The following is a 13,767-nucleotide window of genomic DNA, read 5'->3' on the forward strand; positions in this document are numbered from 1 at the left end:
CGACCATGACGAGTGCGGAAGAGACCCCCGCGGGATACCGGAAGGTCGGCGAGAACCGCTATCGGGAGATGGTCGGTTTCTGCTACGAGGACCTGGTCGTCGGCGTCACCATCGAGCACCGGCCCGGCCGCACGGTGACCGAGATGGACAACGTGCTCATGAGCATGCTCAGCATGAACGCGTCGCCGTTGCACATCGACGCGGCCTTCGGCGAGAAGGGCCCGTGGGGCAAGCCGATCGTGTCCAGCCTGGTGACGTTGAGCATCGTGGGCGGGATGACCGCGCGGAGCACGAGCGGGCGGGCGGTGGCCAACCTCGGCTGGGACCGCATCCGCCTGCCCAACCCGGTGTTCGTCGGCGACACGCTCTACGCCGAGAGCGAGATCACCGCCAAGCGCCTGTCCGGCAGCCGGCCCGGTGACGGCATCGTGAGCTGCCGGACCACGGGACTCAAGGCCACCGGGGAGGTCGTGCTCACCTTCGACCGGAGCTTCCTGGTGCCCACCCGCGCGCACGACCACCACCACGACGACGCCGGCTACTGAAACCCGTTGTTCGCCTATCGAAGGGACGGATCATATGAAGCTGAACAGCTTCGACGACTGGTCACCGCTGCGGGAAGTGATTCTCGGGTCCGCCACGAATTACACGCTGCACGAGCGGGAGTTGTCGTTCGACCTGTTCTTCTATGATCAGATGTCCGACAAGTCGTTCTACGACGAGATGTACTACCCGCACATCGGTCCGCCGTCCGGCGCCACCACCCGGCGCTCCCCCATCAAGCAGCGTTACCTCGAGGAACTGATCGAGGACGTCGAGGGCATGGCGGAGGTCCTCGAATCGCTGTCCATCACCGTGCACCGGCCGATGCCACTGGCCGACGCCACGGACGTGGCGACACTGGCCTGGCGAGCGGCAGTGACACCCCCGCTGAACGTCCGGGACAACACCCTCATCCTCGGCGACGAGGTGATCGAGACCCCGCCCCAGGTGCGCGCCCGGTATTTCGAGAACCAGTTCCTGAACCCGGTCTTCGCGAACTACTTCCGGCAGGGCGCCCGCTGGACCGTGATGCCCCGCCCGCTGATGACCGACGCGTCGTTCGACCCGTCCTACGCGAAAGGATCGCCCGGCGGCCCCGCCGAGCACATCACCGACCCGGCGCCGTCGCCCTACGACGTCGGCTACGAGATGATGTTCGACGGAGCCCAGGTCCTGCGCCTGGGCAGGGACCTGCTCGCGAACGTCGCCACCGAGAACCACGCACTGGCCGTCGACTGGCTCGAACGCCACCTCGAAGGCAGGTTCCGCATCCACCGGGTCCACCGCCTGGCCGACAACCACATCGACAGCCTCGTCCTGGCACTCCGCCCCGGGCTGCTGCTGGTGCGCACGCCCAACGTGGCCAAGGCGCTGCCCGCGCCCCTGCAGAAGTGGGACATGATCTTCCCGCCGGAACCCCAGGCCAACAACTTCCCCGAGTACGACTCCGACGACCTCATCCTCACCAGCCGCTACATCGACCTCAACGTCCTGTCGGTCAGCCCGGACACCGTGCTGGTCAACGACGCCTGCCCGGAACTGATCCGCTGCCTCGAACAGCACCGCTTCACGGTCGTCCCCGTCCGCCACCGCCACCGCAGACTCTTCGGCGGCGGCCTGCACTGCTTCACCCTCGACACCGTCCGCGAAGGATCCACCCCGGAGGACTACCTCACCAGCTGACCCCCGAGGTTCACCGGTCGCCGAACCGCAGTGTCGATCACAGTCGACACCCACCCTCGGCGACCACCACCCGTAGGAAACACCCTTGGGCGGCGTCGCATGTCGCACGGCTTCTTGCTCGTCTCAACAGGTCCACCGGCTGATCTTGGTGGTCGCGGATCGGACTGTCTCCTGTGGATCGAGTGCGGGAGGTGGTTGTGGCACGTCACGCCGGGGTGTTCGGCTTCTGATCAGCGGTCGTCACGCTGGGCGCGGAGTTCGTCGACGTCGCCGTGCCAGCGCGGCTTCTTCCTGCGCCGCACCAGTTTCGGCTTCGGCGGGCGCGGGGGCATGACCTTCTCCGGCAGCACGCCCACCGCGCGCTCCAGCTCGGTCAACGTCCCGTCGACCGCGACCCGGTCCCGTTCGGTGGTGGCTGCCTCGAACGCGCGCAGCGCGAGCACGTACCGCTTCGCGGTCTCGCCCCCGACTGTCCCGTCGAACCGGAGGACCCGGTCGGCCAGCCGGTTGAGACGGGCGTCCCCACGGGCACGCCAGTTGCGGAGCCGGTCCTCGTGCTCCTGCTGGTCCCGCAGGCCGAACCGGATCACGAACACCATGGTCAGCACGAACATCGCGGCGAACAGGGCGGCGGCGGCAAGGGTCACGACCTGCCTGGCGTTCGGCCCGGTGGCCTCGGTGGCGGGCGGGTCCCGCCGGGGCGGTTCGCCGGCGAACCGGGCGTCATAGGCCCGCACGTAGGCGGCGACGACATCGGGCGCTCCCCTGACCTTGGCGGCCAGGGTCGCGTCGTGGCCACGGACGTCGGCGCCACCGCAGATGTCCGGGCCGGGCAGCACGATCGCGATCACGTCGGGCAGTGCGGCGACGATGTCCGCGCACCGGACGTCGTCGCCTACGGCCACGACGATCGGCCGGAGTCCGATGACCTCCCGCGTGCGGCTGGCGGACAACTCGCCGTCGGCGCCAGGCGCGACGTGGACCGACGTGTAGCGGAGGTGCTCGGCCACCGTCGGCTCCCGCGCGGGCGCGGTCGCCACCGAGAAGTACAGCAGCAACCCGGAGGCCAGCAGCCCGGCCACCCACCACACACCGCGCATCAGCCCGGTCACGACGTTTCCCCGGCACTGGCCAGCGCGATGCCCTCCTCGGCGATGGCACGGACCTCAGCCATCGCCGCCGCGGTCGTGGCTTGGTCGAACAGGGTCCGTGCGGTGGCGTGCCGCTCCGCAACCCGGGTATCGCCGGCCACCATGGCGCCGAGTTCCTCGATGCGCAGGTAGGTTTCCGCTCGCGACCGGCGCAGGTCGGCACGGGCGGCCGCCTGTCGCGCCGGGTCGCGCAGGTGGTGGACGAGCAGCCACGCCACGAGGGTCACGGCCGCCGCAACGACCGCGGTGAGCCAGCCCGCGGCCACAAGGTCGAACGGCTCCGGCGGCGGGTATGAGTACACGGGCATGGGTGACAGCTTTCCAGCCGGCACCGTGCGAGCAGTCCGCGACGCGCGCGTCCTTGGCCGGGATGACTCAGCTCCGAACGTCACCAAGCCACGTGCCCAGGAAGCCGGAACCCCTACCGAACTGGGAGAACGACGAGTGACGACATTCGGCGCGGTTCCATTGTCAGGGAGTCGTCAGGTTCCCCGCGCGCCCGCGCGGCCAGGATGTCGTGGTGACCATCCACCACGACGGCATGAGGCCGGGCCCGCGCTCGTTCGGACGTGTGCTGGACGAGGTCGTCCTCACTGCCGCGGCACCACATCCCGGCGGGCTGCGACAGTGGTTGCGATACGCGCTGAACCGCTGCACACCCGGCGCGATCCGCGAGGTGGGGACGGTGCTCGAGGAACTGGTGGCCAACGCGTTCCGCCACGCCACCCGCCGTACCGGGTGCGGCTGGCACCTCGGGTGGCGGACACCTCGTTCGGCTCACGGTCACCGACGGCACGGCCGACGAATCGGACGGGTGGCGGCTCGGTCGCGGTCTGCTCATCGTGGGCGGACTGTGCTCGCGGTGGGGCGTCACGGCCGATGGCGTGCCGGGCACCGGCAAGACCGTCCGGGCCAAACTGCCGGTGCTGGTGCCTCCGTCCGCGGCCGCGGCCGCGGTGAGGATCACCCACGTCGAGCATTACGCGCCGCCGCCGCTCCCGCGGTCCGGCCCGCTGCCGCGGTTCCGGGCAGTCCGGTGACCACACCGAGCAAAGCGATCCCACCCAGCATGAGGGTCGCCGCGACGAGCCTGCCCTCACCCGTCACCGGGTACCGGTCGCCGTAGCCGACGGTCGTGATGGTCGTCAGCGTCCACCACAGCGCACCGGGGAAGTCCGTGATCGTCGCGTCCGGCGCGTCCAGCACGGCGAGCGACGCGCACAGCCCCACCACCAACGTCGCACCACTCGCGTACAACGCGACCCGCTGTTGCAGGCTGTGAACGAGCCGCCGGTTCAGCAGTGTCACCACGGTCACCAACGCCCTCGACTGCCGCACTACCGGCAACAACACCACCGCGAGGTCGAACGGGTTGCGCAGCACGAACCGCAGCCTGCGCCGCGCGAGGCAGAACCGCACCACGTAGTCGATCACGTCACCCAGATCAGGGCGTCGACGACCACCGTGACCCGGGATGGCGCGCTGACGTAGAGCACCTGCACGGCGTAGCAGGCCAGGAACAGCGCGGCCATCCCGGTCAGCGGCCAGTCGGTCCACCTGCGCCAGCGGTGAGTTCGTCGACGAACTCGGCCAGTTCGGGCACCTTCCTGGCCGGGTCACGACTCACCCAGGTCTCCCTCGTCGCCCGCCGCGTCCACGGCGGACTCGAGCGGCCCGGGTTCGGTGAGGCGAAGCTCGGCCCAGACGGTCTTGCCCTCCGCCGCGTACTCCACGCCCCAGCGCTCGGACATCCCGGCGAGGAGGAGCACACCGGGACGGTCCGGCCAGCCGACGCCCAACGTGGGGAGGTCGTCCTCCACCGCGATCATCAGGACGCGCCGCGCCTGGTGCAGCGAGATGTGCAGCACGTAGGGGCTGAGGCCGTACGTGCGGGCGTGGTCCACCAGCTCGGCGGTGAGGAGCGCCGCGCGCAGCCGGACCAGCTCCGGCACCGCGGTCAGCGCCGAGCCGATCCAGTCCCGGACCAGCCCCGTCGGGGGGTCGGTGTCCGTGGGCATGATCAGCATCGCCTGCTTGTCACCCCACGACATCGACATCGTCCCGCTGCCTCCCTCGGTTCTGATCATCTTGGCCCTGGCCGGCGGGGGTTCAACCTGACGACTGCGTGACGATCCCCCGACCGGACCGTGGCGTCGACCTCACCGGGGCCGCGCGGCGACCGGCGTCCCGACCCGGTAACCGACGCCCCGGACCGTGAGCACGAGGGTCGGCCGGCCGGGGTCCGGCTCGATCTTGCGGCGCAACCGCAGCACGTGCACGTCCAGGAGCCGGGTGTCGCCGAAGTAGCCGTACTCCCACACCCGCTCCAGCAGCTGCTCCCGCGTCACGACCGCACCACGCGCCATGGCCAGCGTGCACAGCAACCGGAACTCGGTCTTCGTCAGCGGCACCTCCTCGCCGCCACGCACCACCCGCCCCTCAGCGATGCGCAGCGACAGGTCCCCCACCTCGAGCACCGACGGACCGTCCGCACCGGACCTGACCCGGCGCAGCAACGCCCGGATGCGCGCGCTCAACTCGCCCGCGTCGACGGGCTTGGTGACGTAGTCGTCCGCGCCCGCCTCGAGCCCGGCGATGACCTCGTGCGCGCCGGTCCGCGCCGTCACCATGATGACCGGCAGGTCGCCGTGCTCGCGGATCCGCGCGCACGCGACGAGACCGTCCATGCCCGGCAACATCAGGTCGAGCAGCACCACGTCCGGCTCGGCCCCGCCCGCGGCCAACAGGGCCAGCGCCTGCTCACCGGTGCCCGCCTCGATCACGCGGTACCCCTCGTCAGCGAGCGCGAGCCGGAGTGCTTCGCGGATCCGTGCGTCGTCCTCGACGAGCAACAACGTCGCGGGTGTCATGCCGCGGTCCACGCGCCGGGCGGGGGTTGCGGTGGGTTCGCGAGACCGTCCAGCCGCACCCCGAGCGGCAGCGCCGCCCAGACGGTCTTCCCGCCGGCACGCCGCAGCACACCCCATGCCGTGACCAGCCCGTCGACCAACGCCAGCCCGGCGCCGGCGGGCCAGGACGAGGTGTCCCGAGCCGCGGAGTCCTCGACGTACACGAACAGGCTCCGGCCCGTGTCGTCGAGGGACATCCGCAGCACGCACGGCGAGCGGCCGTGCCTGCGCGCGTTCGACACGAGTTCGTCGACGACGAGCATCACCCTCAGGCGCGACACCACGGGCGCGCGCTCGACGGCGGCCGCCACCCACAGGCGTACCAGGGGCGCCGACTGCTCGACGCGGGCGGGGATGATCAGCACTGCCTGGTCGTCGGCCACGGGCGGGGTCACTCGGTCTCCTGGATCGGTGCGGACGTGCTCCCATAGTGGCCGCTGACGGGCTCGACGAACCTGACGAACACCTGACGCTTCACCGCGCTCGGCTCCACAATGGACCGGTCGCGCCATTCGTTGACGACGCCCGCCACCACGAGATGGGCGCACCTGACGACTCCATGACAATCGGTCACGACGCACCGGATCCATGGCATCATCTCGAACACGGCGGACCCTCAGACACCCGCCGAGGCGCTTGAGCCCCGGTTCGGACCCCTTTCGGGGCTCAGCAAAGGGGGCTCGGCCGGAGCTGTCCGTTCGTCCTGCGGCCGAGCCCCCGCCCACAACCCGGTCTCCCGTCCCGGTTCCGGCCCGACCAGCAGGGGGTCGATCGTGGACCGTCCGGCAACTGCGCAGCCGACGCGGTCACCGACGAGCAAGACGACGTTCTGCGCCGGTCCCGTATTCCAGGTCGTAGTGGGCGAACACCGCGGGCTCGTCGGTAGCCAGGAGTTCCCCGTCGGTCGCGATCGACGGAGCGTCCTGAACCAGCGCCTTGGGGTACTGGACCCGCAGGTTCTTGGGTGACACCGTCGCTCCGTACGCCGGGACGAACGCAAGCCGGTGGCGGCCGATCATGCCGACCTTGACCGTCAGGAAACTCGGCTCGTCGGTGACGGTGTCGACGTAGATCGCCTCAAGGTCGCCGATGGACTTGCCGACCGGGTCGATGACCTTCAGGCCGACCCAGTCGCGAAGGTTCTCAGCTGGGAACATCCCGCTGGCATTCCCCGCCCGCACACGTCCAAACCGCGCCTGCGACGGCCCCACAGCGCCGGCGCACCGTCCTCGACCTGCTGAAGCTGCCCGGGCCCCGCTTCGGCGGAGTCACAGGCCGAGGAGCAGGCGGACGGCGAACGCGCCGAGTACCACTGCCATCAGCCGTTGCAGCAGCAAGCTGGTACGCCCGGTCAGGACCCGTTCACGCATTCGGTAGACCAGCTCGACGAAAATGACCAGCCAGGCAGTGCTGATACTGAGGTAGACGGCGGCGAGCACCACCATCGTGGAGGTGGGCGGGAATCCCGCCGGCACGAACTGGGGAAAGAAGACGAGCAGGAAAATCACCACCTTCGCGTTGGTGGCGGCGGAGAGGAACCCGATCGCGAATGATCTACCACTGGCCGGACCGGCATCCGGGCCGCGGGCCGTGGCCGGGCGGAAGGACTCCCACATCGTCCACGCGCCCCAGCACAGCAGTACCGCCGCCCCCGTGACCTGCACGGCGATGAACAGGCCTGAGTTGGCTCGCAGCAGCAGCGACACGCCGGTTATCGCAAGGCACATGTGCCCCACACCGCCGGTGATCATGCCCGCGACGGCGGCGAGTGCCGGCGCGCGGCGGGCGGAGCGCAGCACCATCTGGGTGATGATCGCCGCGTCCTGTCCCGGGGTGACGATCACGATGAGGGAACTCGCGAGGAAGAACATGCTGATCATGAGGTGAGCTGCGTCCAGGAGTTCGCGGTGTCCGAAGTGGTGGCCCTCAGAGAAGCTGGTGGGCGGCAAAGGCTTCCTCGGCACCGGGTACGTCGAAGACGCCCGCGGACCGGAACGTTCGCACGGTGGCCCGGCAGACGTCCGCTTTGCTGCCCGTGTCGGCGTAGACGTCGGCGAGGACCGTCGCCGCTGTCGCGGCGTCCACACCGGACATGAGCAGCGAAGCGCGGACCGGTTCGACATCCCACGTCAGGCACGCCTTGACCAGCGCGGGCAAGGCGTGCGCGACCGGCTCGCGGAGACGGCGGTCCAGATTGGCCCACAGGTCGTGGAAGAACTGGGCGAAGAACCGGTGGTGGTGGCCCTCGTCCTTGGCGTGGTCCCGGGTGAGGTCCCGTACCGCGGTGACCACCGAAGGATCGTTCGGGATCTCGACCAGCACGGCGGTGATGAGGGTCTCGAACACCACGGTCTGCAGCAGTGGCACCAGGGCGGGTTCATCGGGCAGCAGGCGCCGCCCGGTCTCCTGGAGCCAGCCGACGATGCCGCCGTAGTTCCACGGTGGGATCGCCACACCGGTCGTGGATGCGATCTGGTCGGCCAGGTCCAGACTGTACAGCGCGTGATAACCCTCGTCGCAGTAGACCTTGAACGCGTCCAGGCGCACGGTGTTCGGCAGGTCCAGTCCCGCGCGGTTGTTGGCGATGAGCTCCGCGGTCGTGTTGACGACCCTGGTCTCCAGGTGCGTCGTCGACAGCAGGAACTGGTACAGGTGCCGGATCGTGAGTGCGCGCCGCTGTGACTCCGGCAGGTCGGCGAGCGATTCGTGCGCGAGGTAGGGCACGAGGCGCTGGGGGTAGAACACCTTGCCCGCGTCGGTCTCGTCGACGAACATCCGGCGGATCCCGCTCCGTACGCCCGCGATGTCGTACCACTGGTCGAAGGGGCTGTTCATGACATCTCCACCACGTCGACGAGCCGGTTGACGCCGGTCGAGCTGATCCCGTTCATGAGGCCGCCACTCGCACGGGTCGACCGGAGGTCAGCGACTCGAGCACCGAGCACAGCCGGGCCAGCTCCTCCGGCGAGTTGTAGTAGTGCACCGACACCCGCAGCAGACTGTCGAGGCCCCGCCTCCGCATGTCGACGCATGCCGCGTTCTCCAGGCACACCCACGTGTTGACACCAGCTCGCTGCAGTTCCGCCCGCACGGAAGCGGGGTGCCAGCCCCGCACGGTGATGGCGACGGTGCCGCATCGTTCCCGGCCGCGGTCCAGCACCGTCACCCCTGGGATGCGGGTGATCTCCGCACGCAGGTCCGCGGCCAGTTGCCGGATGCGCGGCCAGGTGTGCTGCACTCCCCAGCCCAGCGCGTAGTCGATGGCGACACCGAGTCCGATCCGGGCCGCGTAGTTCGTTTCCCAGGTGTCGAAGCGCCGGGCGGCGGGAGCGAACCGGTAGCTCCCGGCGAACGACTCGACGCCGTCCAGGCCGAACACGGCAGGCGTGAGCTGCTCGGCGAACTCCCTGCGGGCGAAGAGAAATCCGGTGCCACGCGGACCCCGCAGGTACTTGCGGCCGCAACCCACGAGCATGTCGCAACCGATCTCCTCGACGTCGACGGGCATCTGTCCCACCGACTGGCAGGCGTCGGCCAGGAACGGAATCCCGTTCTGCCGTGCGACCCGGCCGATCAGCGCCAACGGATAGACCAGACCGTCGTGCGTCGGCACGTGGGTCATCGCGATCAGCTTCACGCGTTCGTCCAGCCTGCTCCGCAGTTCCTCCACGTCCACCAGACCGTCGGCGTCCACGGGCAGCACCTCCAATCGCACCCCGTGGCGTTCGGCCAGGTGGAGCATGGACAGGTAACAACTGCCGTACTCCATCGGGGAAACGAGCACGCGATCGCCTGCCCGCAGTGGCACGCTGGCGAGCGCCGTCGACCAGGCCCGCGAAGCGCTGTCGAACAAGGCGACTTCCTGACTGTCGCAGTTGAGCAAGGCGCCGACAGCGGCATGGGCACGTTCGATCGCCTCGTGGGCGCGTTCAGCGGCCTCGTAAGGACCTATCACGCTCTCCAGCCGCAGATGGCCCACCACCGCGTCGGTGACGAGCTTCGGCGGAAGGCCGGCGCCGGCGTTGTTCAGGTGAGCGACGTGGTTCACGCCGGGCGTGTCGGCCCGCGCCTGTGCGAGATCGAAGTTCATTCAGTGAGCTCATCTCCGCCATTCGGGCATAGCTGAATCAATCCCGTCGCGGCTTTCGTGCGGGCTGCCGGTTCCCAGACCGCGCCACGCATGCCGAGTCCCGCTTCGGTGAGAGCGCTCGGTCACCGCGGCGACGGCAGCGCGTCGCGATCCAGCTTGCCGTTGGGCCTCAGTGGCAAGCGGTCGAGCACCGTCATGGTGGCCGGCACCAGGTACTCGGGCAGCCGCGCCCGCAGGAAGTCGAGCAGGTCCTGAGGGGTCGGCCGCCCGTCGGTCACCGCATACGCGGCCAGCACGCGCGCGTCGCCCTCCCCTCGGGGCACCACCGCGGCGTCGGCGACGCCGGGGTGGGTGGTCAGCACGCCGGTGATCTCACCGGGCTCGACCCGGAAACCGCCTATCTTGACCTGATCGTCGTTGCGGCCGAGGAACTCCAGCACACCGTCGGCACGCCGGCGGACGATGTCTCCGGTGCGGTAGACCGCGACGTGCTCGCCGCCGGGGCCGACCGGCAGACTGACGAAGCGCGCGGCACTCTCCTCCGGTTGGTTCACATAGCCGGTCGCGTTGCCACCACCGGCGAGGCACAACTCGCCCTCCTCGCCGTCGCCGGTGCGGCTGCCGTCAGAGCGCACGACGTAGCAGGTGGTGTCCGAGATGGGCACCCCGATCGGCACACTGACCGCGTCCGCCGGCAGGTCGTCGACCTCGTACGCGGTCGAGAAGCAGGCGATCTCGGTCAGGCCGTAGGCGTTGACGAGGTGTGCCGGGCGGCCGTGTTCGAGCACCCGGCGGGCCGCGTCGGCCCGCATCGCCTCACCGGCGACGATCACGTACCGCAGCCCGGCGAACACGTCGGGCCGCGCGGCGGCCAGGTTGTGGAAGAGACTCGTGGTCAGGAGCACGACGCTGATCCGCTCCCGTTCCACCACCGCGTGCAGTGCGGGCGCGGACAGCAGCACCTCTCGCTCGGCCGGTACGAGGCACGCTCCGTTCAACAGCGTCGCCCATATTTCGAAAACCGCGATGTCGAAGGACAGCCTCGCGGCGTGCAGCACCCGGTCCGTTGGCTCGACGTCGGCGAAGCCGTTGTCGACGCAGAGCCTTATCACGCCACGCTGCGGGATTGCCACACCCTTCGGGCGGCCGGTCGTGCCGGACGTGAACATCACGTAGGCGGGAATCGAGTTGTTCGGCGCCGGCATCCGCTCATCAGCGTCCGAACCACCGGCGTCGAGCACGTCGGCGAATTCCAGAACCTTTCCGTCGACGACTCTCGCACCGGACAATTGGACCACCACCACCGCACCGCTGTCGGCGAGCAGCCTGCGTTGCCGGTCGGCGGGCAGCGACGGATCCAGAGGCGCGTAGGTGAGCCCGGCGCACACCGCGCCCAGGACGGCGACGCAGTAGTCTTGGCCGCGCTCGCCCGCCACCGCGACGACCGCACCTTCGTTCAATCCGAGGTGCCGCAGTCCGCGAGCGAACCGCTCGGCGAGCGAGCCGAGTTCGGCGTAACTGAGGTGTCCGTCCACGCCGGCGATCGCGGGCCGGTCGGCGTGGCGGCGTACCTGGGCCAGGAACAACTCGGCGAGCGGCTGGTCGTATAAGTCGGAGATCGGTTCGACCGCTCCGTCACCATTCATGTGGACCTCCGGTCCGATTGGCGCTGCCCTCCCCGCCAGAGTAGATACCCAGAATCCACGATCAAAGCTCTTGAAACGCGAGCACGGACGGTGTAGAAAGCCGCCATCCACAGCTGGTGCCGGGATTCTCACCGTCAAATATTGACGCGGTGTCCCAAGATCTCAACCCGTCGGCTCGTTGCCGCTCACCCGGCCGCGCACACTGTTTCTGCTCGTCGCAGCAATCAATCTTAGTCAATTCGGATCAGCCGTGGACGCATCAAGCGGAACCGGTGCGGAGCGGCAGCCAAGGCATACCGAATCCGCGCGCGCTGTCTCGAGCGTCTCCCGATTGCCGGACGATGACCTCGTCAGCGTCGTCAGCAGCGGTTGTGGTGAGGGTTGCCCGCGGTGAGGCGCACCGTGAAGCCGTCCGCGTCGCGGTGGAGGGCGACGTGGCTGCACATCTGGTGGGCCAGCCACAGCCCGAAACCGGCGTGGTGGCGGCCGATGTCGGGGTTGGCGGCCGGGAGGAGGCCCGCGAACGGATCAGTGGGGCCTGACCCGGTGTCGTGCACGACGACGACCATGTGCTCGCTGTCGCCCCAGACCGTGACCGTCACCGGTGGTTTGCCATGGCATTGCGCGTTCGCGACGATCTCGGTGACCGAAAGCAGGAAGTCGTCGATCTCGCTACCGGGGAGAGTCGTCGGGTTCACGTCGCGGACCGCGCGGCGGACGGCCGATGGTGTGGGATCGGTGAGTTCCACGAGCGGCGCCGTGAGCTGGATCGGATGGGGAGCGATCGGCCGCGGGGTGGCGAGAAAGGCAGGCGGGTCGAGGTAGCGGCCACTGGCGTGGTGCCAGCCGTCGGGGGTGGCGACGAAGGGGTGGGTGCGAGCGACGTCGTCGAGGATGTGGCGTGGCGTGGTGCGGACGTCGTAGGCGCACATGCTGCGCAGGGGGAACTCGTCGTAGGCGTGGTTGACCGCCGCCTCGTAGCGCACCCACCAGTCCCATGCCGTCGCGATGGCCGCCTTCGGGACCTCGCCGAAGATGCGGATGTCCCGCGCGCCGGCGGCGACGAACCCCGCCATCATCGCCCGGTACTCCTTGATGGCGGCGGCCGGCCGGACATAGATGTCGTTGTTGACGAGAAACGTCACATCCGACGAGCGGGGAAGAGCCGTGCGGAGGAGTTCGGCTCGTTCCGGTTCGAGCGACACCAGGGCCGGCTCGCCGGCATCCGCCGCTTCCAGTAGAAAGGGCACCGCCACCGCCAGCCACTCCTCGTCGGAGGTGTAGTGGACGGCGGCGTGGTCGTAGCCTCTGGACCGGGCGTCCATGCTGGATTCCGTCACACCTGCTCCACGCTGACGCTCGTCACGTTCAACAATTCCAGGACACGAGCCGGCTGGGACAGCCGCGTCCGCAGTACCACGTTGGCGCCGAGCCGGTCGGCGGTGTCGGCGAGCGTCAGCAGGCCGCGGTGGTCGATGAAGTCGAGCCCGGTCGCGTCGATCACCACGGCACCGGCCACCGGCCGCAGGCCCGCGCGCTCGAGTGCCACCGGCCACAGTTCGTGGGAACCCGAGTCCAGCTCTCCGTCGAGCACCGCGGAGATCTCGCCGTCCGTCGTGGCGTGCAGGCGGAACGGGGTGGCACCCGCACTGGCCCACGGGTGCAGGCAGGCCAGCTGGGCGATCGCGTCGTCGCCGAGTTCGGCACGGCTGTAGGCACACATGGCCGACAACGGCCGCGTCGTCATGTAACGGTCCACCAGGTGCTCGTAGCGGGCGAAGGCATCCAACTGGACCGCGGTCCGCACCAGCGGGGTGGCGTCCGCGGCGACCCGCAGCCCGCTGAACCCCGCGGCCAGCGCTTCCTCGGTCGCGGCGGCGTAGTTGCGCACCTGCTCGTGCGGATCGACCACCGCCTCGAACGGGTAGGTGCTCGTCAGGGAGGCGGTCCGCACCGCCCCGCTCCGGACGCCGTCGTCGAACGCCCTGGTCGTGCACAGCTGACGAGCCAGGGCGCCGGGGGCGTCGCGGCCCACGTACAGCACACGCTCTCCGGCAGCCAGTCCTTCGGCGAGGAACTCCCGAGCCCGGTCGGTGAACTCCTCCGGTCGGCCGTAGGTCCAGCAAAGGTGCTCCCGCCGGTGTGAACCACCCCGGGACAGGACCGTGGACGACTGCATGCGGCAAGCGTACGCCGCGGTCCGGGGCACGCACGCCGACCGAGTCGTCTCCGTGGTCCTGTCGACG

16 protein-coding genes are annotated in these 13,767 nt (G+C 69.5%); 2 read left to right on the top strand and 14 right to left on the bottom strand.

Translation table 11 applies throughout. The annotated features are described in order from the left end of the window. Positions 1–5: 5 nt before the first annotated feature. Complete coding sequence (locus ACYQ77_RS15090; RefSeq protein WP_459711536.1) at positions 6–545, top strand: MaoC family dehydratase; 540 nt, start codon at positions 6–8, stop codon at positions 543–545. A gap of 34 nt (positions 546–579) precedes the next feature. Further along, positions 580–1,725: a glycine amidinotransferase gene (locus tag ACYQ77_RS15095; protein WP_459711539.1), complete on the top strand. Its 1,146-nt coding sequence runs from the start codon at positions 580–582 to the stop codon at positions 1,723–1,725. Between the two features lie 230 nt (positions 1,726–1,955). On the opposite strand, the gene ACYQ77_RS15100 is transcribed toward ACYQ77_RS15095, so the two are convergent. The 14 genes from ACYQ77_RS15100 to ACYQ77_RS15165 all read right to left on the bottom strand — a co-directional run bounded on the left by ACYQ77_RS15100 (position 1,956) and on the right by ACYQ77_RS15165 (position 13,700). Further along, positions 1,956–2,837: a hypothetical protein gene (locus tag ACYQ77_RS15100; RefSeq protein WP_459711541.1), complete on the bottom strand. Its 882-nt coding sequence runs from the start codon at positions 2,835–2,837 to the stop codon at positions 1,956–1,958. After that, complete coding sequence (locus tag ACYQ77_RS15105; protein ID WP_459711543.1) at positions 2,834–3,184, bottom strand: hypothetical protein; 351 nt, start codon at positions 3,182–3,184, stop codon at positions 2,834–2,836. Before ACYQ77_RS15105 ends, ACYQ77_RS15100 begins: the two co-directional genes overlap by 4 nt. A gap of 655 nt (positions 3,185–3,839) precedes the next feature. Continuing rightward, positions 3,840–4,310, bottom strand: coding sequence for an ion channel (locus tag ACYQ77_RS15110; RefSeq protein ID WP_459711546.1), 471 nt, complete (start codon positions 4,308–4,310; stop codon positions 3,840–3,842). A 182-nt stretch (positions 4,311–4,492) separates the two neighbouring features. Further along, positions 4,493–4,933 carry an ATP-binding protein gene (locus tag ACYQ77_RS15115; protein ID WP_459711548.1) on the bottom strand — a complete coding sequence of 147 codons (441 nt, stop codon included), beginning with the start codon at positions 4,931–4,933 and terminating at the stop codon, positions 4,493–4,495. Positions 4,934–5,035: 102 nt separating this feature from the next. Beyond that, complete coding sequence (locus ACYQ77_RS15120; protein ID WP_459711550.1) at positions 5,036–5,746, bottom strand: response regulator transcription factor; 711 nt, start codon at positions 5,744–5,746, stop codon at positions 5,036–5,038. Continuing rightward, entirely contained in the window at positions 5,743–6,180 is a 438-nt protein-coding gene (locus ACYQ77_RS15125; protein WP_459711552.1) for an ATP-binding protein, read from the bottom strand. Before ACYQ77_RS15125 ends, ACYQ77_RS15120 begins: the two co-directional genes overlap by 4 nt. Continuing rightward, positions 6,177–6,392 carry a hypothetical protein gene (locus tag ACYQ77_RS15130; protein WP_459711554.1) on the bottom strand — a complete coding sequence of 72 codons (216 nt, stop codon included), beginning with the start codon at positions 6,390–6,392 and terminating at the stop codon, positions 6,177–6,179. Before ACYQ77_RS15130 ends, ACYQ77_RS15125 begins: the two co-directional genes overlap by 4 nt. A 199-nt stretch (positions 6,393–6,591) precedes the next feature. Further along, positions 6,592–6,996 carry a PRC-barrel domain-containing protein gene (locus ACYQ77_RS15135; protein ID WP_459711556.1) on the bottom strand — a complete coding sequence of 135 codons (405 nt, stop codon included), beginning with the start codon at positions 6,994–6,996 and terminating at the stop codon, positions 6,592–6,594. 57 nt (positions 6,997–7,053) lie between these two features. Continuing rightward, positions 7,054–7,665, bottom strand: coding sequence for a LysE family translocator (locus tag ACYQ77_RS15140; protein ID WP_459711558.1), 612 nt, complete (start codon positions 7,663–7,665; stop codon positions 7,054–7,056). A gap of 46 nt (positions 7,666–7,711) precedes the next feature. Further along, the gene (locus ACYQ77_RS15145) at positions 7,712–8,620 is read right to left on the bottom strand and encodes a diiron oxygenase (protein ID WP_459711560.1); all 909 of its coding nucleotides are present in this window, start codon (positions 8,618–8,620) and stop codon (positions 7,712–7,714) included. Between the two features lie 52 nt (positions 8,621–8,672). Continuing rightward, complete coding sequence (locus tag ACYQ77_RS15150) at positions 8,673–9,875, bottom strand: aminotransferase class V-fold PLP-dependent enzyme (RefSeq protein WP_459711562.1); 1,203 nt, start codon at positions 9,873–9,875, stop codon at positions 8,673–8,675. 122 nt (positions 9,876–9,997) lie between these two features. Beyond that, positions 9,998–11,653, bottom strand: a complete 1,656-nt coding sequence (locus ACYQ77_RS15155) for an amino acid adenylation domain-containing protein (RefSeq protein WP_459711564.1) — start codon at positions 11,651–11,653, stop codon at positions 9,998–10,000. A 227-nt stretch (positions 11,654–11,880) separates the two neighbouring features. After that, positions 11,881–12,846 carry an anti-sigma factor RsbA family regulatory protein gene (locus ACYQ77_RS15160; RefSeq protein ID WP_459711566.1) on the bottom strand — a complete coding sequence of 322 codons (966 nt, stop codon included), beginning with the start codon at positions 12,844–12,846 and terminating at the stop codon, positions 11,881–11,883. Positions 12,847–12,857: 11 nt separating this feature from the next. After that, the gene (locus ACYQ77_RS15165; protein ID WP_459711567.1) at positions 12,858–13,700 is read right to left on the bottom strand and encodes an MEDS domain-containing protein; all 843 of its coding nucleotides are present in this window, start codon (positions 13,698–13,700) and stop codon (positions 12,858–12,860) included. Positions 13,701–13,767: the final 67 nt, after the last annotated feature.

The organism is Actinophytocola sp. KF-1, assembly GCF_054661535.1.